17 protein-coding genes are annotated in these 20,583 nt (G+C 72.7%); 10 read left to right on the top strand and 7 right to left on the bottom strand.

The features are described from left to right. Positions 1 to 5: 5 nt before the first annotated feature. Entirely contained in the window at positions 6 to 3,002 is a 2,997-nt protein-coding gene (locus ACZ607_RS02875; RefSeq protein WP_469731056.1) for a bifunctional [glutamine synthetase] adenylyltransferase/[glutamine synthetase]-adenylyl-L-tyrosine phosphorylase, read from the bottom strand. Positions 3,003 to 3,347: 345 nt separating this feature from the next. On the opposite strand from ACZ607_RS02875, the gene ACZ607_RS02870 reads away from it, so the two are divergent. Next, positions 3,348 to 3,875 carry a pyridoxamine 5'-phosphate oxidase family protein gene (locus ACZ607_RS02870; protein WP_469731054.1) on the top strand — a complete coding sequence of 176 codons (528 nt, stop codon included), beginning with the start codon at positions 3,348 to 3,350 and terminating at the stop codon, positions 3,873 to 3,875. A gap of 35 nt (positions 3,876 to 3,910) precedes the next feature. On the opposite strand, the gene ACZ607_RS02865 is transcribed toward ACZ607_RS02870, so the two are convergent. Both ACZ607_RS02865 and ACZ607_RS02860 read right to left on the bottom strand, forming a co-directional pair. Further along, entirely contained in the window at positions 3,911 to 4,699 is a 789-nt protein-coding gene (locus tag ACZ607_RS02865; RefSeq protein WP_469731052.1) for a putative protein N(5)-glutamine methyltransferase, read from the bottom strand. A gap of 173 nt (positions 4,700 to 4,872) precedes the next feature. Continuing rightward, complete coding sequence (locus ACZ607_RS02860; RefSeq protein WP_469731050.1) at positions 4,873 to 5,634, bottom strand: AraC family transcriptional regulator; 762 nt, start codon at positions 5,632 to 5,634, stop codon at positions 4,873 to 4,875. A gap of 54 nt (positions 5,635 to 5,688) precedes the next feature. Between ACZ607_RS02860 and ACZ607_RS02855 the strand changes: the two genes are divergently transcribed. Next, positions 5,689 to 6,879 carry an MFS transporter gene (locus tag ACZ607_RS02855; protein WP_469731048.1) on the top strand — a complete coding sequence of 397 codons (1,191 nt, stop codon included), beginning with the start codon at positions 5,689 to 5,691 and terminating at the stop codon, positions 6,877 to 6,879. A gap of 27 nt (positions 6,880 to 6,906) precedes the next feature. Here ACZ607_RS02855 and ACZ607_RS02850 read toward each other — a convergent pair whose 3' ends face one another. Further along, positions 6,907 to 8,406, bottom strand: a complete 1,500-nt coding sequence (locus ACZ607_RS02850) for an MDR family MFS transporter (protein WP_469731841.1) — start codon at positions 8,404 to 8,406, stop codon at positions 6,907 to 6,909. A gap of 184 nt (positions 8,407 to 8,590) precedes the next feature. Here ACZ607_RS02850 and ACZ607_RS02845 point away from each other — a divergent pair, with 184 nt between their 5' ends. Next, positions 8,591 to 9,181 (top strand): acyl-CoA-like ligand-binding transcription factor, encoded by a 591-nt coding sequence (locus ACZ607_RS02845; RefSeq protein WP_469731046.1) that lies wholly within the window; start codon positions 8,591 to 8,593, stop codon positions 9,179 to 9,181. Between the two features lie 30 nt (positions 9,182 to 9,211). Here the strand turns inward: ACZ607_RS02845 and ACZ607_RS02840 are convergent, their stop codons facing one another. Next, entirely contained in the window at positions 9,212 to 9,949 is a 738-nt protein-coding gene (locus tag ACZ607_RS02840) for a metallophosphoesterase (RefSeq protein ID WP_469731044.1), read from the bottom strand. 99 nt (positions 9,950 to 10,048) lie between these two features. Between ACZ607_RS02840 and ACZ607_RS02835 the strand changes: the two genes are divergently transcribed. Then, entirely contained in the window at positions 10,049 to 10,684 is a 636-nt protein-coding gene (locus tag ACZ607_RS02835) for a CGNR zinc finger domain-containing protein (RefSeq protein WP_469731041.1), read from the top strand. 99 nt (positions 10,685 to 10,783) lie between these two features. On the opposite strand, the gene glnA is transcribed toward ACZ607_RS02835, so the two are convergent. Then, complete coding sequence (gene glnA / locus ACZ607_RS02830; protein WP_014156604.1) at positions 10,784 to 12,145, bottom strand: type I glutamate--ammonia ligase; 1,362 nt, start codon at positions 12,143 to 12,145, stop codon at positions 10,784 to 10,786. A 244-nt stretch (positions 12,146 to 12,389) separates the two neighbouring features. Between glnA and ACZ607_RS02825 the strand changes: the two genes are divergently transcribed. The 6 genes from ACZ607_RS02825 to ACZ607_RS02800 all read left to right on the top strand — a co-directional run bounded on the left by ACZ607_RS02825 (position 12,390) and on the right by ACZ607_RS02800 (position 19,272). Next, positions 12,390 to 13,064 (top strand): DUF3105 domain-containing protein, encoded by a 675-nt coding sequence (locus ACZ607_RS02825; RefSeq protein ID WP_469731040.1) that lies wholly within the window; start codon positions 12,390 to 12,392, stop codon positions 13,062 to 13,064. Positions 13,065 to 13,114: 50 nt separating this feature from the next. Beyond that, entirely contained in the window at positions 13,115 to 13,768 is a 654-nt protein-coding gene (locus ACZ607_RS02820) for a DUF305 domain-containing protein (RefSeq protein WP_469731038.1), read from the top strand. Positions 13,769 to 13,892: 124 nt separating this feature from the next. Continuing rightward, positions 13,893 to 14,318 carry a CBS domain-containing protein gene (locus ACZ607_RS02815; protein WP_469731036.1) on the top strand — a complete coding sequence of 142 codons (426 nt, stop codon included), beginning with the start codon at positions 13,893 to 13,895 and terminating at the stop codon, positions 14,316 to 14,318. 138 nt (positions 14,319 to 14,456) lie between these two features. Beyond that, entirely contained in the window at positions 14,457 to 16,049 is a 1,593-nt protein-coding gene (locus ACZ607_RS02810; RefSeq protein WP_469731034.1) for a multicopper oxidase family protein, read from the top strand. 91 nt (positions 16,050 to 16,140) lie between these two features. Beyond that, a complete protein-coding gene (locus tag ACZ607_RS02805; protein ID WP_469731033.1) occupies positions 16,141 to 17,895 on the top strand; it encodes an NAD+ synthase in 1,755 nt (584 codons plus the stop codon). Positions 17,896 to 18,069: 174 nt separating this feature from the next. Further along, positions 18,070 to 19,272 (top strand): MFS transporter, encoded by a 1,203-nt coding sequence (locus ACZ607_RS02800; RefSeq protein WP_469731031.1) that lies wholly within the window; start codon positions 18,070 to 18,072, stop codon positions 19,270 to 19,272. A gap of 65 nt (positions 19,273 to 19,337) precedes the next feature. On the opposite strand, the gene ACZ607_RS02795 is transcribed toward ACZ607_RS02800, so the two are convergent. Next, a complete protein-coding gene (locus tag ACZ607_RS02795; RefSeq protein WP_469731029.1) occupies positions 19,338 to 20,552 on the bottom strand; it encodes an MFS transporter in 1,215 nt (404 codons plus the stop codon). Positions 20,553 to 20,583 lie beyond the last annotated feature (31 nt).

Below are 20,583 nucleotides of genomic sequence, written 5' to 3'. Positions count from 1 at the left end.
GCGGCTCAGCCCGCGGCGCCGTAGAAGCGCTCCTCGACGACCGCCCTGGCCCGCCGGGTGATCCGCCGGTAGTCCTCCAGCATGTCCCCCACGTGCCCCGGCTCGTAGCCCAGGTACCGGCCCACCGCGGTCAGCTCGCGCGGGTTCGAGGGGAAGGTGTCGCCCGGCCGGCCCCGCACCAGCATCACCGCGTTGCGTACGCGGGAGGCCAGCACCCACGCCTCGTCCAGGGTCTGCGCCTCCTCGGCCGGGATCAGTCCCGCCGCGCACGCCGCCGCCAGCGCCTCTCGCGTACGCGGGGTGCGCAGGCCGGGCTCCGACGAGCCGTGCTGCATCTGCATCAGCTGGACCGTCCACTCGACGTCGCTGAGCCCGCCGCGCCCCAGCTTGGTGTGGAGCGTCGGGTCGGCGCCGCGCGGCATGCGCTCGGACTCCATGCGCGCCTTGAGCCGCCGGATCTCGCGGACCGCGTCGTCGCCCAACCCCTCCGCCGGATAGCGCAGCGGGTCGATGAGCTCGACGAAGGCACGGCCCAGCTCCTCGTCACCGGCCACCGGGTCGGCGCGCAGCAGCGCCTGGCTCTCCCAGATGAGCGACCAGCGCCGGTAGTACGCCTCGTACGACTTCAGGGTGCGCGCCAGCGGCCCGGTCTTGCCCTCGGGGCGCAGGTCGGCGTCGATGAGCAGCGGCGGGTCGGCGGTCGGCAGCTCCAGCAGCCGGCGCATCTCCGTGACGACGGCGTTCGCCGCCCTGGCCGCCTCCTCGTCGCTGACCCCCTCGCGGGGTTCGTGCACGAACAGCACGTCCGCGTCGGAGCCGTAGCCCAGCTCGTGCCCGCCGAAGCGGCCCATGCCGATGACGGTGAACCGGGTCGGCAGGGTGTCGCCCCACCGCTCCCGTACGGCGGCGCGCAGGGCCCCGGAGAGGGTTGCGGCGTTGAGGTCGGTGACCGCGGAGCCGACCCGGTCCACGAGGGCGCCGGGGTCGGGTTCGGCCGGGTTGTCCTCGGTGCCGTACGAGCCGATGATGTCGGCCGCCGTCGTACGGAACAGCTCCCGCCGTCGTACCCCTCGGGCCACCGCGACGGCCGCCTCGGCCCCGGGGGCGCGGCCGACCGCGGCCAGCACCTCCTGTTCCAGGTGGCTCCGGCTGCGCGGCTTCAGGCCCTCGGGGTCGCCGAGGATGGCGACGGCCTCGGGGGCCCGCATCAGCAGGTCGGGGGCGAGGCGGCCGGCGGACAGGACCCGGGCGAGATTCTCGGCGGCGGCGCCTTCGTCGCGCAGCAGCCGCAGGTACCACGGGGTCTTGCCGAGGGCGTCGGACACCTGGCGGAAGCCGAGGAGCCCGGCGTCCGGGTCGGCGGAGTCCGCGAACCAGCCGAGCAGCACCGGCAGCAGCGTGCGCTGGATCGCCGCCTTGCGCGAGACCCCCGAGGACAGCGCCTCCAGGTGGCGCAGCGCGGCGGCGGGATCGGCGTAACCGAGGGCCTCCAGCCGGACGACCGCGGCCTTGGCGCTGAGCCGGCTCTCGCCCGGCGCGAGCTGGGCGACGGCGTCCAGCAGCGGCCGGTAGAAGAGCTTCTCGTGCAGCCGCCGCACGACGGAGGCGTGCCTGCGCCAGGCCCGGTTGAGCTCGGCGACCGGGTCCGTGCGCAGGCCGAGGGAGCGGCCGAGCCTGCGCAGGTCGGCCTCGTCCTCGGGGACGAGGTGGGTGCGGCGCAGCCGGTAGAGCTGGATGCGGTGCTCCATGGCGCGCAGGAAGCGGTAGGCCTCGTCCAGCTGCGCGGCGTCCGCCCGCCCGACGTAACCGCCGTCGGCGAGGGCCCGCAGGGCGTCCAGGGTGGAGCCGGCGTGCAGGGAGCTGTCGCTGCGGCCGTGGACGAGCTGGAGGAGCTGTACGGCGAATTCGACGTCCCGGAGCCCGCCGGGGCCGAGCTTGAGCTCGCGGTCGACACGGTCGACGGGGATGTTGTCGACGACGCGGCGGCGCATCTTCTGTACGTCCCCGACGAAGTTGTCCCGGTCCGCGGCCTGCCACACCAGCGGGGACACGGCCTCGACGTACGCCGCTCCGAGCTCGGGGTCCCCGGCGACCGGCCGGGCCTTGAGCAGCGCCTGGAACTCCCAGGTCTTCGCCCAGCGCTGGTAGTACGCGAGGTGTGAGGACAGGGTCCGCACCAGCGGTCCGTTGCGGCCCTCGGGGCGCAGGTTGGCGTCGACGGGCCAGATGGTGCCCTCGACGGTGGTGTCGGAGCAGATCCGCATCAGATGGGCGACGAGCCGGGTGGCGGCCTGCATGGCGCCGCTCTCCTCCGCGCCGTCGATGGGCTCGCCCACGAAGATCACGTCGACGTCGGAGACGTAGTTCAGCTCGTGTCCGCCGCACTTGCCCATCGCGATGACGGCGATCCGGCACTGCGCGGCGTCGGAGGGCGCGTCGGCGCGGGCGATGGCGAGCGCCGCCCGGAGGGTGGCCGTCGCCAGGTCGGCGAGCTCGGCGGCGACCTGCGCGACATCGGTCGTCCCGCACACGTCGCGGGCGGCGATGGACAGCAGGGACCTGCGGTAGGCGACCCGCAGCGAGTCCGGGTCGACGGCGTCGCCGAGCATGTCCTCGAACTCGGGGACGCCGGGGTGCAGGTCGGTGGCCTCGTAGGTGACCAGCACCTGCCAGTCGCGGGGGTGCCGTGCCAGGTGGTCCCCGAGCGCCTCGGAGGCGCCGAGCGCGCCCAGGAGCCGGTCCCGCAGGGGCTTGGCGGTGACGAGCGTGTCCAGCAGGATCTGCCGCTCGCTCGCCTCCTCGGCCTCGACGAGCCGTACGAGGCCCTGGAGGGCCAGATCGGGGTCGGCGGTCGCCCCGAGTGCCTCGAAGAGGACGGGGTCCGCGCGTACCGTGGAGAGCTCGGGCAGGTCCAGCAGCCTCTCGGCGGCGGACGGGTCGGTGAAACCGTGCCGCAGCAGTCGGGTGAACGTACTGCTTCTGCGCCCCGGCACCGTCGTCATCCTGTGTCTCCTGCCCGCCGATCCCACATGTCCGCCCTTCGAGCCTAAGGGCTGTCCCGCAATTCCTGGCGGGCGCACGACGACAGCTACGGCACCTCGCCGCGTTGTCGGACCACCCGAATACATCCAGTATGCGGGCGCCCCTCCGCCTTGCGATGTTCCCCCACAGCCTGAACGGCGTGGGAGGTGCCCCCACCATCTGACGCCGCGCGCTGATCCACCAGGAATCGCGGGACAGCCCTTGGCCCCCGCCGATGATTTCGGAGCGGGGGCGGAGTCCGCACTTCGCGGGGACGATCGGGAAAGAGACCCCGCAGCCCTCGACACCGCTCATGGAGGCCCGGAATGCCGGAGAAGGACACCACCGACGCCGCTGAGACCGCCCTGGACCCGCACTACAGCAGCGAGGGCGCCAGGGCCCGGCCCTGGGCCGAGGCGGTCGTGCTGCTGGAGCGCGCGGAACTGTACTGGCTGTCCACGGTCCGGCCCGACGGCCGCCCGCACGTCACCCCGCTGATCGGCCTCTGGTCGCAGGGCGCGCTGCACTTCTGCACGGGGCCCTCGGAGCGCAAGGCGCGCAACCTGGCGGCCAACCCGGAGGTCGTCCTGACGACCGGCGCCAACACGCTGACCGAGGGGTTCGACGTGGTGGTCGAGGGCCGGGCCGCCCGGGTGACGGACGAGCCGCGGCTGATCGCACTGGCCGAGGGGTGGGAGGCGAAGTACGGCGCCGACTGGCACTTCGGCGTCACCGACGGCATGTTCTCCAACGGTGCGGGCGGCCGTGCGGAGGTCTTCGCGGTGGCCCCCCGCACGGCCTTCGGCTTCGCCAAGGGCGACCCGTACGGCCAGACGCGCTGGCTCTTCGCCTGAGCCCCGGCACCCCCGGCCCCGGGCTGAAGCCCCGGCTAGCGGGGCCGGGTGCCGATGACGACGGTCGCGTACAGCTCCTCGGAGACGACGACGCGGGCGGTCAGCCCGCCGCTTCCCACCGTCTCCTCGGCACGCGCCGCCTGCCGCTCGCTCGTCTCCATCAGCAGACTGCCCCCGGGCGCCAGCCAGTCGGTCGCCTCCGCGACGACGCGCCGCATCACGTCGAGCCCGTCACCGCCGCCGTCGAGCGCGACGAGCGGCTCATGGATCCGCGCCTCGGCGGGCAGCAGCTCCACGTCCTCGGTGGGCACGTACGGCACGTTGGCGAGCAGGACGTCGACCCTGCCCCGCAGCGACGGCGGCAGGGGCGCGAAGAGGTCGCCCTCGTGGACGGTCCCGCGTGCGCCCACATTGCGCCGGGCGCAGCGCACCGCGGCGGGTTCGACGTCGGCGGCGTGCAGTTCGACCTCGGACAGCGAGGAGGCGAGCGCCCGGCCGAGGGCTCCCGTGCCGCAGCAGAGGTCGACGACGACCGCCCGGTCGGGTGCGAGGGCCTCCGCCTGCCGTACGAGGAATTCCGTACGCCGGCGGGGCACGAAGACCCCGGGGTCCACCTCGATCCGCAGCCCGCAGAACTCGGCCCAGCCCAGGACGTGTTCGAGTGGCAGGCCGGCGACGCGGCGTTCCAGCATGGCGGCGAGTCCGGCGGGCCCGGACGCCGTGGAGAGGAGAAGCTCCGCCTCGTCCTCGGCGAAGACACAGCCGGCGGCGCGGAGTTCGGTGACGAGGGTGGCGAAGGTGAGCGGTGGGGCGGATTCCTGCATGGGGCGGAGCCTTTCGGGATGACCGAGGGGCGCTCCGCGATCGCTCAGGCCCGGTGAGCCGAACGAAAGATCCTGGGAGTGAGCGCCCAGCCTGCTGAAGCGGTAATGGGTCTCACCTCCTGGGTCGGTCCCGTCGTCGGGAGGGGTCACACTACCCGAACGGGCCGCGCCCCTCATCGCCCTTCCGCTCCTCCTCGCGGCAGGTGGGCGCCGGGTGTGTGGCCGTAGGCCCGGCGGAACACGTCGATGAAGGCGCTGGCGGACGACCAGCCGCAGGCGTGGGCCACGGTGGTGACGGGGGTTCCCTCCGCGAGCAGCACCAGCGCGCGGTAGAGGCGGAGCTGGGTGCGCCACTGGGGGAACGTCATCCCGAGGTCGCTCCTGAACAGCCGGGACAGGGTGCGGTCGCTCGCCCCGATCTCCCGGCCCAGCTCGGCGAGCGGGCGCGGGTCGCCCGGGTCGGCGTGCAGGAGCGCGCAGAGGGCCCGCAGCGCGGGGGCGGTGGGCGCGGGCAGGTGCACGGGCGTCTGGGGCGAGGCGCGCAACTGGTCGAGCAGGACGGCGCGCAGTCGGGCGCGGGCCGGGCTCCCGTCACCGGGGGCACGCGTGTAGGCGAGGATCAGTTCGCGCAGCAGGGGGCCGACCGTCAGTACGGCGGGTTCGTCCAGGCCGAGCGGGTTCTCCGCCGGGGGCAGCCCGACCAGGTGGAGTTCGAGTCCGCCGTGGGCGTGATGGGCGTGGACGGTCCCGGCGGGCACCCAGACCGCGCGGTTGGCGGGCGCCACCCAGGTGCCGGCCCCGGTGGTGACGGCCAGCACCCCGCGGGCCGCGTAGACGATCTGGTGGTCGTCGTGGCGGTGGGCGTCGATGGCGGCCCCGGGAGCGACCCACTGGCTGCGGGTGGGGGCGGTCGGCAGGTGGCGGAATTCCGGCATCGGTCGGCAGATTATCGGAAGCGCGACGGGGTGCGGGGCCGTGACGATGACGAGGTGCCAGCGAACAGAACGATCCTGATGCTGTCGGTCGGGCACGGCTGCGTGGACGTCTACCAGGGCTCCGTGGCCGCGCTCATCCCCTTCTTCGTCGCCGAGCGGTCGTACACCTACGCGGTGGCGTCCGGCATCGTGCTCGCCGCGTCGCTGCTGTCCTCGGTCGCCCAGCCGCTGTTCGGCGTGCTCACCGACCGGTGGGCGCTCCCCTGGCTGCTGCCGGTGAGCACCCTGCTGGGCGGGGCGGGGGTCGCGCTGAGCGGCCTCAGCGGTTCGTACGCCCTGACCCTGGTGTTCGTCGCGGTGTCGGGCGTCGGGGTCGCGGCCTACCATCCCGAGTCCGCGCGTGTCGCGCGGATCGCCTCCCTGGGCAGCCACACCGCGATGGGCTGGTTCTCGCTCGGCGGCAACATCGGCTTCGCCGCCGCCCCGTTCATGGTCACGGCCGCCGTCGCCACCGGGGGCCTGCGCTTCACGCCCCTGCTGATCCTGCCGGCCCTGGTGGGCAGCGTCCTGTGCCTGCCCGTGCTGCGCGCCCTGGCGAGGGCGGAGGTGGCGGCGGGCAAGGGGAACCAGGCGCCGCCGGTGGAGCGGGAGCACGACGACACCAGGTCGTTCGTCAAGCTGTCGTGCGCGGTGGCCTTCCGCTCGGTGGCGTTCATGGGCCTGGGCACGTTCATCGCGCTCTACGCCCGGCAGCGCACGGGCGGCGGTACGACGTCGGGCACGGTGGCGCTGTCCGTGCTCTATCTCGGCGGCGCGGTGGGCACGGTGCTCGGCGGCCGGCTCGCCACCCGGTTCGACCGGGTCGCCGTGGTACGCGGCGCGTACCTGGCGGGCATCGTCGCCGTCGCGGGCACGGTGCTCGTCCCGGGGCCCGCCCTGTACCTCTTCGTGGCGCTGACCTCCGCGAGCCTGTACGTCCCGTTCTCGCTCCAGGTGACGCTCGGCCAGGACTACCTGCCGTCGCGGATGGGCACGGCGAGCGGGATCACCCTCGGGCTGGCCGTCAGCGTGGGTGGCGTCGCCGGCCCCCTGATCGGGGCGCTGGCCGACGCGACGTCCCTGCGTACGGCCCTGCTTCCGCTGATCCTCATGCCGGGCCTGGCCTGCCTGATGGTGAGCACCCTCCGGGAGCCGCCCGTGCACCGGCTCGTGGCGCCGGCACCGGTGCCCGAGCGGCAGCCGTGAGCAGGGACGGGCGGGGTCCCGGACGGGTCAGAGGTCCACGCTGTCGCGCAGCTTCGTCGGCGTCAGGAAGAGCGTGGCGATGACGCCGACCGCCGCGATACCGGCCGAGACCAGGAAGATGTGGCCGGTGGCGTCCCCGTAGGCGGCACGTACGACTTCCTGGATCTCGGGCGGCATGGCGGCGATGTTCAGCGTCGAGCCGCCCGACGAGGAGGCGGCCGGGTCGATGCCCAGCTTCGTCAGGCCGTCGGCGATCTTCGTGGCGACCTGGTTGGCGAGCACCGCGCCCAGCACGGAGACGCCGATGGTCCCTCCGAGCGAGCGGAAGAAGGTGATCGCCCCGCTGGCGGCGCCGAGTTCGCCGAGCGGGACGGTGTTCTGGACCACGAGCACCAGGTTCTGCATCGACATGCCGACACCGATGCCGACGGCCAGCATGCCCAGCGACACGACGACCAGCGAGGTCTCGTGGTCGATCGTGGACAGCCCGAGGAAGCCGAGGGTGAGCACGACGACCCCGGTGATGATGTACGGCTTCACCTTGCCGGTCCGTGAGACGAGGCGGCCCGCGACGGTGGACGAGACGAGCACACCGAACATCAGCGGGATGGTGAGCAGGCCCGCCTCGGTCGGCGAGTTGCCCCGGCCGATCTGGAAGTACTGGCCGAGGAAGACCGCGCCTCCGAACATCGCCATGCCCACCGCGAGGCTCGCGACGATGGCGAGGGCGGGGTCCCGTCGGCGTACGACGTGGAGCGGCACGACGGGCTCCTTGACCCGCGCCTCGACGAGGACGGCCACGGCGAGGATCACGACGCTCGCGCCGACCATGACGGCGGTCTGCCAGGAGATCCAGGCGAAGTCGCTGTCGACGAAGGTGACCCAGAGCAGCAGCAGGCTGACGCCGGCGGCGATGAGCGTGGCTCCCAGGTAGTCGACCTTGACGTCCGGGCGGCGGATCTCGGTGAGGTGCAGGGTGCGGGTCAGCAGCACGAAGGCGACGAGGGTGAACGGCACGGCGATGAAGAAGCACCAGCGCCAGCCGAGCCACGAGGTGTCGGTGATGAACCCGCCGAGCAGCGGCCCGCCCACGGTGGCCACGGCCATGACGCCGCCGAGGTAACCGTTGTACCGGCCGCGCTCCTTGGGGCTGATCATCGCGGCGATGATCACCTGGACGAGCACCTGGAGCGCGCCCATGCCGAGGCCCTGGATCACACGGAAGCCGATGAGCTGCCCGGTGGACTGGGCGAAGCCGCAGGCGATCGACGAGACGACGAACAGGCCGATGGCTATCTGGAGCAGCAGCTTCTTGCTGAACAGGTCGGCGAGCTTGCCCCAGATCGGGGTGGAGGCCGTGGAGGCCAGCAGGGTCGCGGTGACGACCCAGGTGTACTGGGACTGGGTGCCGTTCAGCGATCCGATGATCTGCGGGAGGGCGACCGAGACCACCGTGCTGCTGATCATCGCCACGAACAGCACGATCAGCAGCCCGCTCAGGGCGCGCATCACGTGGCGGTGGTCCATGGGCACGGCCTCTGCGGGCGCGGCCGTCTGTGCGCTCACGCGCAACCTCCGGGCATTCGAGAAGGAAGGGTGCAGGAAGAAGGGGAAGCGGAGAGGAAGGCTTCATTATACATGCACAGTGGGCAATTTTGCTCACTGTGCAACTTCCCTGGTCGCACAGATACGTCGCGTAGATAATGGGCGTATGGAAAGCCCTGTGGGACTGCGGGAACGCAAGAAGGCGGCCACGCGGCAGGCCGTGCACGAGGCGACGATGCGGCTGACCGTCGAGCACGGCTTCGACCACGTGACGGTGGAGGCGGTGGCCGACGCGGCCGGCATCTCCCGCAGGACGTTCTCGAACTACTTCACCAACAAGGAGGACGCCCTCCTCTACGGCGAGGAGCAGCTGATCGGGTCCCTGGTGCGCGCCGTCAGGGAACGCCCTGCCGACGAGCCGGCCTGGACGGCGCTGAGGGCGGCGGTGTCGGAGTTCTCACGGCGGATCGACCCCCCGGAGCGCGAGTGGGCCGTCCGCACGAGGCTCGCCATGCGCCACCCGTCACTCCTGGCCCGCCAGCTCGCCAACCACGCGGAGCTGGAACGGGACCTGGCGGACGCCATAGCCGTACGGAGGGGCCCGGCGGACGGCCCGGTCCGTCCGGCGGTCCTGGCGGCCGCGTTCCTCTCGACGCTGCGGATCGCGATGCGCATGTGGATCGAGGAGGACCTGGCCCGGGCGCCCGGCGAGGTGATCGACGAGGTCCTCCAGGAGATGGCGCGCGACTTCGACTGAGAGCGTCCGCCAGGAGGGGCGTGCGAGGGCTCAGATCACGACCCGGTAGTGGGTGGTCAGCCGGCCGTCCTCGCCCAGGACGTGGAAGGCGAGGCCGGGGGGCTGTTCGCGATCGGCCGGGCTGTCGCCCTCCCACGGCATCCGCAGCGTCCAGGTGACCGCCGGCCCCACGATCAGCGGGCGCCCCGCGAAGAGGGACGCCGCCGCGGTGTGGGCGTGCCCGGTGAGGACGGCGGCGACCCGCGGGTGCGCGTCGAGCAGGGCCGCAAGCTCCCCGGGGCGTTCGAGCATGCCGGAGTCGGGCAGCGGGTGGTGGAGCTCGACAGGCGGCTGGTGAAAGGCGATCAGGGCCCGCTGCCCCTCGGGCAGTCCGGCCAGCGTGGAGTCGATCCAGGCGAGCGTCCGCTCGTCGAGGCGCCCCTCGTCGCGTCCGGGGATGGTGGAGTCGCACATCAGGATCGCCACACCCGCGATGTGGTGCACCCGGTTGACGGGCCCGTCCTCAAGGGCCTCCCCGAGCAGCGCCTTCCGGTACGCCTCGCGCACGTCGTGGTTCCCGGGGCACGGCAGGACCGGGAAGGGCGCGGCCAGGATCCTCGCGGCCTCCTCGTACTCCGCCTCCGCCCCGTGGTCCGCGATGTCCCCGGTGACCAGCACGGCGTCGACGGGGCGGGGCAGGCCCCTCAGATGGTCCATGACGCGCACGGCGCGCCGGGAGGCCCTCTCGGTCCCGTCCAGGTGCAGGTCACTGATCTGTGCGAGCAGCAAGGCCACAACTCCCCCCTAATGCTTGTTTCCAGTTATCCGTTACAGACCATAGAGTGGCGCGCCACGGCAATCAACCGGTACGGGCAGGAGCGGGACCTCATGGAGCGCTGGGCGGCACTGGAGCTGGCGAGCACGATCCGCCACGACGGCGAGGGCGGTGTGACGGACGATCTGGCCACGATCCAGGGCCTGGAGGACTGGATCGCCCACCACCGGACACTGCTGGACGCCCACGTCCCCGCGTACGGGGGGACGGTGGACGAGGACCTGCGGCTCCGTGTCGTGGAGGTACGGCGTGCGGTGCGGGCACTGTTCGCCCGCGCGGTCAGCCCCGCGCGCCCCAGCCCCCCGGACGCGCACCGGCTGATGCCGGCGGACCGGGCGGTGGCCCACCTGAACGCGACCGCCGCCCTCGTCCCCGTCGTCCCGCAGCTGGACTGGCCGCCCGAAGGCCCCCCGGCGACGCACCTGTCGGCGACACGGGACGACCCGCACCCCGTACTCCTCGCGGCGCTCGCGCGGGCGGCCGTCGACTTCCTCGGCGGCCCGCAGCGCGAGCGGCTGCGGGCCTGCACGGCACCCCGCTGCGTGCGCTACTTCGTGAAGGCCCACGGCCGCCAGGAGTGGTGCAAGCCCTCCTGCGGCAACCGCGCCCGCGCGGCCCGCCACTACGACCGCCACCACCGGTCCCGGACCACCCCACCCGAAACCCCTGCCGCCGACGCCCGCCCTTGACCTGGTGGACGGCAGCCCCAGTCGGTCCGTGACCGGAACGGCTTCGGGCCGACAGGACGGACCCGCCGGTCCGAAGCCGTGTACGTATGTCAGGTGCGCCTACAGCACCGGCAGCAGGTTCTTCAGCTCGAAGGCCGTGACCTCGCTGCGGTACTCCTCCCACTCCTGCTTCTTGTTGCGCAGGAAGAAGTCGAAGACGTGCTCGCCCAGCGTCTCGGCGACCAGTTCGCTCTTCTCCATCAGCGAGATCGCCTCGCCCAGGTTCTGCGGGAGCGGCTCGATGCCCATCGCGCGGCGCTCCGAGTCGGAGAGCGCCCAGACGTCGTCGTCGGCGCCGGCCGGGAGTTCGTAGCCCTCCTCGATGCCCTTGAGGCCCGCGGCGAGCAGCACCGCGTACGTCAGGTAGGGGTTGGCGCCGGAGTCGATGGAGCGGACCTCGACGCGGGCCGAGCCGGTCTTGCCGGGCTTGTACATCGGGACGCGGATCAGGGCCGAGCGGTTGTTGTGGCCCCAGCAGATGTACGAGGGGGCCTCGCCGCCCGCGCCCGCGGAGCGGCTGGAACCGCCCCAGATGCGCTTGTACGAGTTGACCCACTGGTTGGTCACGGCGGAGATCTCCGCGGCGTGCTTGAGCAGGCCCGCGATGAAGGACCGGCCGACCTTGGAGAGCTGGTACTCGGCGCCCGACTCGTAGAAGGCGTTGCGGTCGCCCTCGAAGAGGGAGAGGTGGGTGTGCATGCCCGAGCCCGGGTACTCCGAGAACGGCTTCGGCATGAAGGTGGCCTGAACGCCCTGCTCCAGCGCGACCTGCTTCATGACCAGGCGGAAGGTCATGATGTTGTCGGCGGTGGAGAGCGCGTCGGCGTACCGCAGGTCGATCTCCTGCTGGCCGGGGGCGCCCTCGTGGTGGCTGAACTCGACCGAGATGCCCATCGATTCCAGCATGGTGATCGCCTGGCGGCGGAAGTCCATGCCGACGTTCTGCGGGGTGTGGTCGAAGTAGCCGGAGCTGTCGGCCGGGGTGGGACGGCTGCCGTCGACCGGCTTGTTCTTCAGCAGGAAGAACTCGATCTCCGGGTGGGTGTAGAAGGTGAAGCCCAGGTCGGACGTCTTCGCGAGGATGCGCTTGAGGACGAAGCGGGGGTCGGCGAAGGAGGGCGAGCCGTCCGGCATCAGGATGTCGCAGAACATCCGCGCCGTGCCGGGGGCCTCCGCGCGCCACGGGAGGATCTGGAACGTGCCGGGATCCGGCTTCGCGATCATGTCCGATTCGTATACACGGGCGAAGCCCTCGATCGCGGAGCCATCGAAGCCGATGCCCTCGTCAAAGGCCTGCTCGAGCTCGGCGGGGGCCACGGCGACGGACTTGAGGTAACCGAGAACATCGGTGAACCACAGCCGTACGAAGCGGATGTCGCGCTCCTCAAGCGTCCTGAGGACGAATTCCTGCTGCTTGTCCATAGCCACATCCTTGCAGTTCAGACGGTCCGTGCACCACCGCCCGGGGTAGGGGGACACCTCAGTATCACGACCCGGGATTTCACCCAGATTACGCACACGGTGTGAGAGAGAGCACGCGGCCACCCACTACGATCGGCGGCCGTGGTGTGCAAGGGCCGTGACCGTCCGGCCATGGCCCGCCACGACCAGGTTTTCCCGCTCCGCTCCCGTCCCTCCCGACCCCTTGGCAGAAGGACCCGACGTCATGAGCTTCGACCGCAGGACCCGCATAGAGCAGATGCGCGACGCCGACCGTGCGCGCGACCGCCGTAACCGCGTCGTCGCCATAGGCCTGAGTGCCGTCGTGGTCGCCGGGCTGCTGGGTTTCGGGTCCTACATGCTCCTGGAGAAGTCCGAGGCGAAGGAGAAGGCCGGGGAGAGCCTGGCCCAGGACTCCAAGCAGACCGAGGAGGAGAGGGCCGACCTCGCCGCGCAGCCGATCGCGGACGAGAAGACGTGGGACGCGAAGACGCTGACCCGCGACCACGTCACCACCGAGGTGACGTACCCCATGGAGCCGCCCGTCGGCGGGAACCACAATCCGGCCTGGCTGAACTGCGACGGCGTCGTATACGAAAAGGCCGTCCCGAACGTCAACGCCGTGCACGCCCTGGAGCACGGCTCGGTCTGGGTGACGTACAACCGGAAGGCCTCCGGGGACGACGTCGGCAAGCTCGCGGCCCGCGTGAAGAGCACCCCGTACTCCCTGATGTCCCCGTACGAGGGACAGGCCGGGGCGATCATGCTGAGCGCCTGGGGCAAGCAGGTCACGGTGGACGGGGCGGACGACCCGCGGGTGGCCCGGTTCTTCGCGAAGTACGTCCAGGGCGCGCAGACGCCCGAGCCGGGCGCGCCCTGCACCGGCGGGGTCGACGGGTGAGCCCGGCGCACGATCCGAGTCCGGCGCTCACCCGGCGTACGCGGTGGGTCATGGGCTCCGCCGTGGCCCTCGCCCTGCTGTTCGCCGGTGCGGCCACGGTCGCCTCCGCGCGGGACGACGGGGCCCCGGCCTCCGTGCCCCGTACGCCCTCGGCCCGGTCCGCGGACGCGGGCTTCGCCCGGGACATGGCCGTCCACCATCAGCAGGCGGTGGAGATGTCGTTCCTCGTACGGGACGGCACTCGGGACGAGGACGTACGGCGTCTCGCGTACGACATCGCCCAGACCCAGGCCAACCAGCGGGGCATGCTCCTCGGCTGGCTGGACCTGTGGGAGCTGCCGAAGACGGCGCCGGACGGGCAGGGGCCGATGGCCTGGATGGAGGAGGCCGGAGACGGCCACAGCGGTCACGACATGGCGGGTATGGCCGGCATGGATGACGACGGGGCCCTCATGCCCGGCATGGCGACCAGGACCGAGCTCGGACAGCTCCGTGCGGCCCGTGGAAAGCAGGCCGAGATCCTCTTCCTCCAGCTGATGACCGACCACCACAAGGGCGGCGTCGCGATGGCCCGCGGCTGTGCCGAGCGGTGCACCGTGCCCGTGGAGAAGCGCCTGGCCCAGGGCATGGTCGAGGCGCAGCAGTCCGAGCTGGACCTGATGGCGGACATGCTCGCGGCGCGCGGGGCGGCGCCCCGTTCCTGAGCGCGGGACCGGCCCGGCGTACGGCCGAACGGGTGACAGCGTTCGCGTGCGCCGGGCGGGCCCGTGACGATGGAAGGACTCGGGGCCGCACACCAGTGCCCACGGGCACGCAGGAGGCAAGCCCATGACCACGGCCAAGGACATCATGCACACCGGGGCCCACTGGATCCCCGCCCACGAGACGCTCGACCGCGCCGCGCAGATGATGCGTGACCACAAGGTGGGGGCCCTTCCCGTCTCCGCCAACGGTCAGCAGGACCGGATGGTCGGGATCATCACCGACCGCGACATCGTGGTCGGATGCGTGGCGGAGGGACACGATCCGTCGAAGGTGACGGCGGGCGAACTCTGCGAGGGCACCCCGCGCTGGATCGAGTCGTCGGCGGACGTCGAGGCGGTGCTGGAGGAGATGCAGAGCCACCGGATCCGCCGGCTCCCCGTGATCGAGGACAAGAAGCTGATCGGCATGATCAGCGAGGCCGACCTGGCGCTCCATCTCACGGACGAGCAGGTCGCCGGCTGGGCGGAGATGGTCTACGCCCGGGGCTGACACCCCCGCCCGGGGCACCGTCCGCACCCGCCCACGCCGCACGGACCCCGACCGGCCCGGCGCCCCTCGCACGAGGAGCGCCGGGCCGCCGGGTGTCGGGACCGCGCGCTCATACCAGCCAGGGGTACGGTGCGCAATATGTCTGAAATGCCCACTCGTCGCGCCATGCTCGGCGCCGGTATCGCCCTCGCGGGAACAGCAGGCCTCGCCTCCCGGGCCGCCGCGTCCCCGGCCGTCGCCTCCCCGGCCCCCACCTCTCCCTCCCGCGCCCCCTCCCCCGGGCGCGCCGCGGACCAGTACGTCACGCCCGACGGGCCGGAGGTGGTGGAAGCGGAGAACCGGCGGGGCGCCGGCCCGCTGCGGAAGGTCTCGCTCACCGCCGCCGCCTCCCGCTTCGAGCTGGGCGGCGGGGTCACCGTCCCCACCTGGGCGTACGGGGACCGCCTGCCCGGTGAGGCGATCCGGATCACGGCGGGCGACACCCTGGAACTGGCCCTGGCCAACCATCTGACGCAGAGCACCACGATGCACTGGCACGGACTCTCGCTCCGCAACGACATGGACGGGGTGCCGGGGCTGACCCAGCAGCCGGTCAAGGCGGGCGCCGACTTCACCTACCGCTTCGCGGTCACCCGCCCGGGGACCCACTGGATCCACCCGCACTCCGGGGTCCAGCTCGACCGGGGGCTGTACGCGCCGCTGATCGTCGAGGACCCGAAGGAGCCGCTCGCGTACGACAAGGAGTGGGTCGTCGTCCTCGACGACTGGCTGGACGGGGTGGACGGCTCCACCCCCGACGCGGTCCTCGACGAGCTCACCAAGGGCCGGGGCACCGCCCATGACGCGGCCGGTCACGACTCCGCGCGCGCGGGCCGCGCCGAGGGCCCCTCGCGGCTGCTGGAGGGTGCGGAGAGCGATCTGCTCGGCGGTCACGCGGGCGATGTCGCCTACCCCCACTACCTGGTCAACGGCCGCAGGGCGCAGGACCCTTCGGTCTTCGAGGCCAAGCCCGGCGACCGCATCAGGCTGCGCGTCATCAACGCCGGCGGGGACACCGCGTTCCGGCTGGCGCTCGGCGGTCACCGGATGACCGTGACGCACACGGACGGCTTCCCGGTGCGGCACGCGGAGACGGACGCCCTGCTGCTCGGCATGGGTGAGCGGTACGACGTGCTGGTGACGGCCGGCGACGGGGTGTTCCCGCTGACCGCCCTCGCCGAGGGCAAGGGCGCCTCGGCCCTGGGCGTGCTGCGTACGGGGACGGGGACGCTGCCGCCCGCCTCCGTACGGCCCGACGAGCTGGACGGGGAGCTGGTCACGGCCGACCGGCTCGCCCCGGACGAGTCGGTGGCGCTGGCGGAACGCGAGCCCGACCGGACCGTCCGGATCACGCTCACCGGCTCGATGGCGGCGTACGACTGGGGCTTCGACGGGAAGAGTTACGACCCGGCGGCGCGGCGTCCCGTGCGGGCCGGGGAGCGGGTGCGCCTGGTCTTCACCAACCGCACCTCCATGTGGCACCCGCTGCACCTCCACGGTCACACCTTCGCGCTGGCCGGCACGGGCCAGGGGGCCGGTCTCGGGGCGCGCAAGGACACCGCGGCGATCCTGCCGGGGCGCACCCTGACCGTCGACTTCGACGCGGACAACCCGGGGCTGTGGATGCTGCACTGCCACAACGTCTACCACGCCGAGGCGGGGATGATGACGGTCCTCGGCTACCTGCGCTGAGCCGCCCGGCACGGGCCCGCCGGGACGTGTTCCACCGCTTCCCGGCGGGTAAGCCAGGACATCGCGTCAGTCAGACGATTACACTGGCGGGGTGCCTCAACTACGTCTCGCCCTCAATCAGATCGACGCGACCGTCGGAGACCTCGCCGGCAACTCCGAGTCGATCGTCCACTGGACCCGGCACGCCGCGGAGCAGGGCGCCCACCTGGTGGCGTTCCCCGAGATGGTGCTGACCGGCTACCCCGTCGAGGACCTGGCCCTGCGGTCGTCGTTCGTCGAGGCCTCGCGCGGTGCGCTGCGCGCGCTGGCCGCCCGCCTCGACGACGAGGGCTTCGGGGAACTGCCGGTCGTCGTCGGCTATCTGGACCGTTCGGAGCACGGTGCGGCCCGCTACGGCCAGCCCGCCGGGTCCCCGCGCAACGCCGCCGCGGTGCTGCACCGGGGGCGGATCGCGCTGAACTTCGCCAAGCACCACCTGCCCAACTACGGCGTCTTCGACGAGTTCCGGTACTTCGTGCCGGGAGACTCGATGCCCGTCGTGCGGGTGCACGGCATCGATGTGGCGCTCGCGATCTGCGAGGACCTCTGGCAGGACGGCGGACGGGTCCCGGCCGCGCGCGCCGCCGGTGCCGGGCTGCTGCTGTCGATCAACGCCTCGCCGTACGAGCGCGACAAGGACGACACCCGGCTGGAGCTGGTCCGCAAGCGCGCCCAGGAGGCCGGCTGCACGACGGCGTACCTCGCGATGATCGGCGGTCAGGACGAGCTGGTCTTCGACGGGGACTCGATCGTCGTCGACCGGCACGGCGAAGTCATCGCGCGCGCACCGCAGTTCGCCGAGGGCAGCGTGATCCTCGACCTGGAACTGCCGGCCGCCGCGGCCCGGCCGCCGTCCGGGGTCGTCAACGACGGGCTGCGCGTCGACCACGTGGTGCTGGGCGAGGAGCCGCTGCCCGCCTACCGGCCGGAGCTGGCCGGCGGCTACGCGGAGCGGCTCGACGACGACGAGGAGCTGTACTCGGCGCTGGTCGTGGGGCTGCGCGCGTATGCCGCGAAGAACGGTTTCAGCAGCGTCCTGATCGGGCTCTCCGGCGGCATCGACTCGGCCCTCGTCGCGGCCATCGCCTGCGACGCGCTGGGGGCCCGGCACGTGTACGGCATCTCGATGCCCTCGAAGTACTCCTCCGACCACTCCAAGGACGACGCGGCCGAGCTGGCACGGCGTACGGGGCTGAACTTCCGCACCGTACCGATCGAGCCGATGTTCGACGCCTACATGGGGTCGCTGGGGCTCACCGGTCTCGCCGAGGAGAACCTCCAGTCGCGGCTGCGCGGCACGATGCTGATGGCCGTCTCCAACCAGGAGGGCCAGATCGTGCTCGCGCCGGGCAACAAGTCCGAGCTGGCGGTGGGCTATTCCACGCTGTACGGGGACTCCGTGGGGGCGTACGGGCCGATCAAGGACGTGTACAAGACGTCGGTCTTCCGTCTCGCGAAGTGGCGCAACCGCGCGGCCGAGGAGCGGGGGCAGACCCCGCCGATCCCGGAGGCGTCCATCACCAAGCCGCCGAGCGCCGAACTGCGCCCGGACCAGGTGGACACGGACTCGCTGCCGGACTACGACGTGCTGGACCGGATCCTGGAGCTTTACGTCGACCGGGACCAGGGCCGGGACGCGATCGTCGCGGCCGGGTTCGACGAGGCGCTGGTGACGAGGACGCTGCGGATGGTGGACACGGCGGAGTACAAGCGGCGGCAGTACCCGCCGGGCACGAAGATCTCGCCGAAGGGCTTCGGTAAGGACCGCCGGCTGCCGATCACGAACCGCTGGCGCGAGTCGGGCTGACCCGGGGCGCGGGCGCCGGCGCGGCTCCGTACGGGCGGGCGGGCCGCCGCGATGAGCACGGCGACCCGGCCGCCTGAGGAATCCTCCCGATGCCGGGCCCCCGCCTCAGTCGTCAGCATGGCCGGGTGAGCGCCCCGGCCGGGGCGCGCTGGTCACGGCGTGCGGGGGCGGACGGTGGCATGTGGCGCGGTGGTACGGGATCGCACGGCCCGGCTCTGCCTGACGGGGCTGCTCGTCTCCGGGTTCGGTACGTCCGCGATGTGGCTGACCGCCGGTGTCTGGGTCAAGTCGGCGACCGGGTCGGACAGTCTGGCCGCCCTCACGGTGTGCGCGATGTGGGCACCGGTCCTCGCGGGCCCCGCCCTGGGGGCGGTGGCGGACCTGGTGCCCCGCAGGCCGCTGCTGGTCGCGGTGAACCTGGTGATGGGCGCCCTGATGGCCTCGCTCCTCCTCGTCGCCCCGGACCACCGGATCGGCGTGCTGTTCGCGGTGCTGTTCCTGTACGGGGTGAGCGGCGTGCTCCTGGGCGCGGCGGAGGCCGCGCTGGTGGCGGGGGCGGTCGACGCCCGGCTGAGGGGCGACTTCAACGGGCTGCGCACGACGGCGAACGAGGGCATGAAGCTGCTGGCGCCCCTCGCGGGCGCCGGGCTGTTCGCCCGGTACGGCGCGGGCCCGGTGGTCGCGCTGGACGCGGTGACGTTCGCCGTGGCCGCCCTGGTCTACGCCCGGGTGCGGGAACCGGCGCGGATGGCCCGCAGCAGGGTGCTGCGGGGCGGTACGGCGGCGGGCGTCCGGCTGGTGCGCGGTTCGGCGGCCCTGCGGCCGCTGGTGTACGCCGGGGCGCTGACGATGCTGCTGGCGGGGTTCAACGGGGCGGCGGTGTACGCCGTCGTCGAGGCGCTCGGCCGTCCACCGGCGTTCACCGGGGTGCTGTACGCCTTCCAGGGCGCGGGCTCCGTGGCACTCGGGCTGCTGGCCGGTCCTCTGCTGCGGCGGATGCCGGAGCGGGCGTTCGCCGGGGCGGGGATCGCGGTGTTCGCGGTGGCCGTGGGGGCGCGGGCGCTGGGCGGTGACGCGGTGGCCCTCGCGGCGAGCGCGGCGATCGGGGCCGGTCTGCCGTGTGTGCTGATCGCCGCGATGACGGCGGTGCAGCGGGAGACGCCGGACGCGGTGCTGGGCCGCACGGCCGCGGCGGCCCACTCGCTGATGACGGTGCCGAACGCGGTGGCGACGGCGGCCGGCGCGGGGCTGGTCGCCGTGGTGGACGTCCGGCTGCTGCTGCCCCTGACGGGGCTCGCGGGACTGGCGACGGCGGCCTGGCTGGGCGGGGGCGCGGCGGCGGTACGCGTCCGCCGCGCCCGCCGCCGAACGTCGTGACGCCTGGGAAGGAGCGCCTGCCCGCCGCCGCCTGCCGTCGTAACGGCCTGGCAGGGCCGTAGCGCCTAGTAGGAGTGCGTGTCCGCCGGTTCGCGCGTCTCCGTGCGGGCCCCCGACGCCACGACACGCGAGGTGCCCGGGGTCCGGTCCAGCACGCCGGCGGTGACCGCCACGGCGAGTCCGGCCACGGCCAGGACCGCGCCGACCAGGGCGGGGGACGTCCAGCCCCAGCCCGCCGCGATGGCGACCCCGCCGAGCCAGGCCCCGCCCGCGTTGGCGAGGTTGAAGGCGGAGTGGTTGGAGGCGGACGCCAGGGTGGGGGCGTCCTTCGCCTTGTTCATCACGAGCATCTGCAGCGGTGTGGTCGTCATGAAGCCGACGCCGCCGAGCAGCACGACCATGACCAGCGCGGCCCACTGCACATGGACGGTGAAGGGGAAGACCACGAGGACGACCGCGAGGGCGCCCAGCGAGCCGTAGAGGGTGGGGCGCAGCGCCCGGTCGGTCAGCGGTCCGGCCGCCAGTGCGCCGAGGGTCATCCCGATGCCGAAGAGGGCGAGGACGAGCGTCACCGAGGACTCGCCGAAGCCCATCGCCTCGGTCGTCATGGACGAGAGGTACGAGTAGACGGCGAAGACACCGGCGAAGCCGAGGACGGCGGTGAGCAGGCCGAGGACGACCTGCCGGTTGCCGAGCGCGCTCAGTTCGCGGCGTACGTTCTGGTGCGCCTCGACGGGGATCTGCGGCACGAGGCGGGCCAGGGCGGCCATCGCGACCAGGCCGATCACCGCGACCACCAGGAACGTGGCGCGCCAGCCGAGGTGCTGTCCCAGCAGGGTGGCGGCCGGTACGCCGACGATGTTGGCCACGGTCAGGCCGAGGAACATGGTGGCGACGGCGCGGGCCTGGCGCCCGTCCGGCACGAGGCGGGCGGCGACGACCGCGCCGACGCCGAAGAACGCGCCGTGCGGCAGCCCGGCCAGGAAGCGGCCAGCCAGCAGCCAGCCGAAGCCGGGGGCGAAGGCGGAGGCGAGGTTGCCGACGGTGAAGACGGCCATCAGCAGCAGGAGCATGCGCTTGCGCGGGATCCTGGAGCCGAGGGCGGTGAGCAGCGGGGCACCGAGGACGACGCCGATCGCGTACGCCGAGACGAGGTAACCGGCGGTGGGTACGGACGTTCCCAGATCGTCCGCGACGTTGGGCAGCAGGCCCATCATCACGAACTCGGTGGTGCCGATGCCGAAGGCGCTCACAGCGAGGGCGAGCAGGGCCAGGGGCATGGAGAAGACCTTTCGGGCAGGGGGGCCGCCC

The organism is Streptomyces sp. NPDC104381 (genome assembly GCF_055583745.1).
Note: the sequence above shows the minus strand (reverse complement) of the source record. Positions and strands in the feature narration are given on the sequence as shown.

Excerpts from the sequence above, each read along its gene's own strand:
- ACZ607_RS02875 (WP_469731056.1), bottom strand. The coding sequence starts at position 3,002 with ATGACGACGGTGCCGGGGCGCAGAAGCAGTACGTTCACCCGACTGCTG.
- ACZ607_RS02870 (WP_469731054.1), top strand. The coding sequence starts at position 3,348 with ATGCCGGAGAAGGACACCACCGACGCCGCTGAGACCGCCCTGGACCCG.
- ACZ607_RS02865 (WP_469731052.1), bottom strand. The coding sequence starts at position 4,699 with ATGCAGGAATCCGCCCCACCGCTCACCTTCGCCACCCTCGTCACCGAA.
- ACZ607_RS02860 (WP_469731050.1), bottom strand. The coding sequence starts at position 5,634 with ATGCCGGAATTCCGCCACCTGCCGACCGCCCCCACCCGCAGCCAGTGG.
- ACZ607_RS02850 (WP_469731841.1), bottom strand. The coding sequence starts at position 8,406 with ATGGACCACCGCCACGTGATGCGCGCCCTGAGCGGGCTGCTGATCGTG.
- ACZ607_RS02845 (WP_469731046.1), top strand. The coding sequence starts at position 8,591 with ATGGAAAGCCCTGTGGGACTGCGGGAACGCAAGAAGGCGGCCACGCGG.
- ACZ607_RS02835 (WP_469731041.1), top strand. The coding sequence starts at position 10,049 with ATGGAGCGCTGGGCGGCACTGGAGCTGGCGAGCACGATCCGCCACGAC.
- glnA (WP_014156604.1), bottom strand. The coding sequence starts at position 12,145 with ATGGACAAGCAGCAGGAATTCGTCCTCAGGACGCTTGAGGAGCGCGAC.
- ACZ607_RS02825 (WP_469731040.1), top strand. The coding sequence starts at position 12,390 with ATGAGCTTCGACCGCAGGACCCGCATAGAGCAGATGCGCGACGCCGAC.
- ACZ607_RS02820 (WP_469731038.1), top strand. The coding sequence starts at position 13,115 with ATGGGCTCCGCCGTGGCCCTCGCCCTGCTGTTCGCCGGTGCGGCCACG.
- ACZ607_RS02815 (WP_469731036.1), top strand. The coding sequence starts at position 13,893 with ATGACCACGGCCAAGGACATCATGCACACCGGGGCCCACTGGATCCCC.
- ACZ607_RS02810 (WP_469731034.1), top strand. The coding sequence starts at position 14,457 with ATGTCTGAAATGCCCACTCGTCGCGCCATGCTCGGCGCCGGTATCGCC.
- ACZ607_RS02795 (WP_469731029.1), bottom strand. The coding sequence starts at position 20,552 with ATGCCCCTGGCCCTGCTCGCCCTCGCTGTGAGCGCCTTCGGCATCGGC.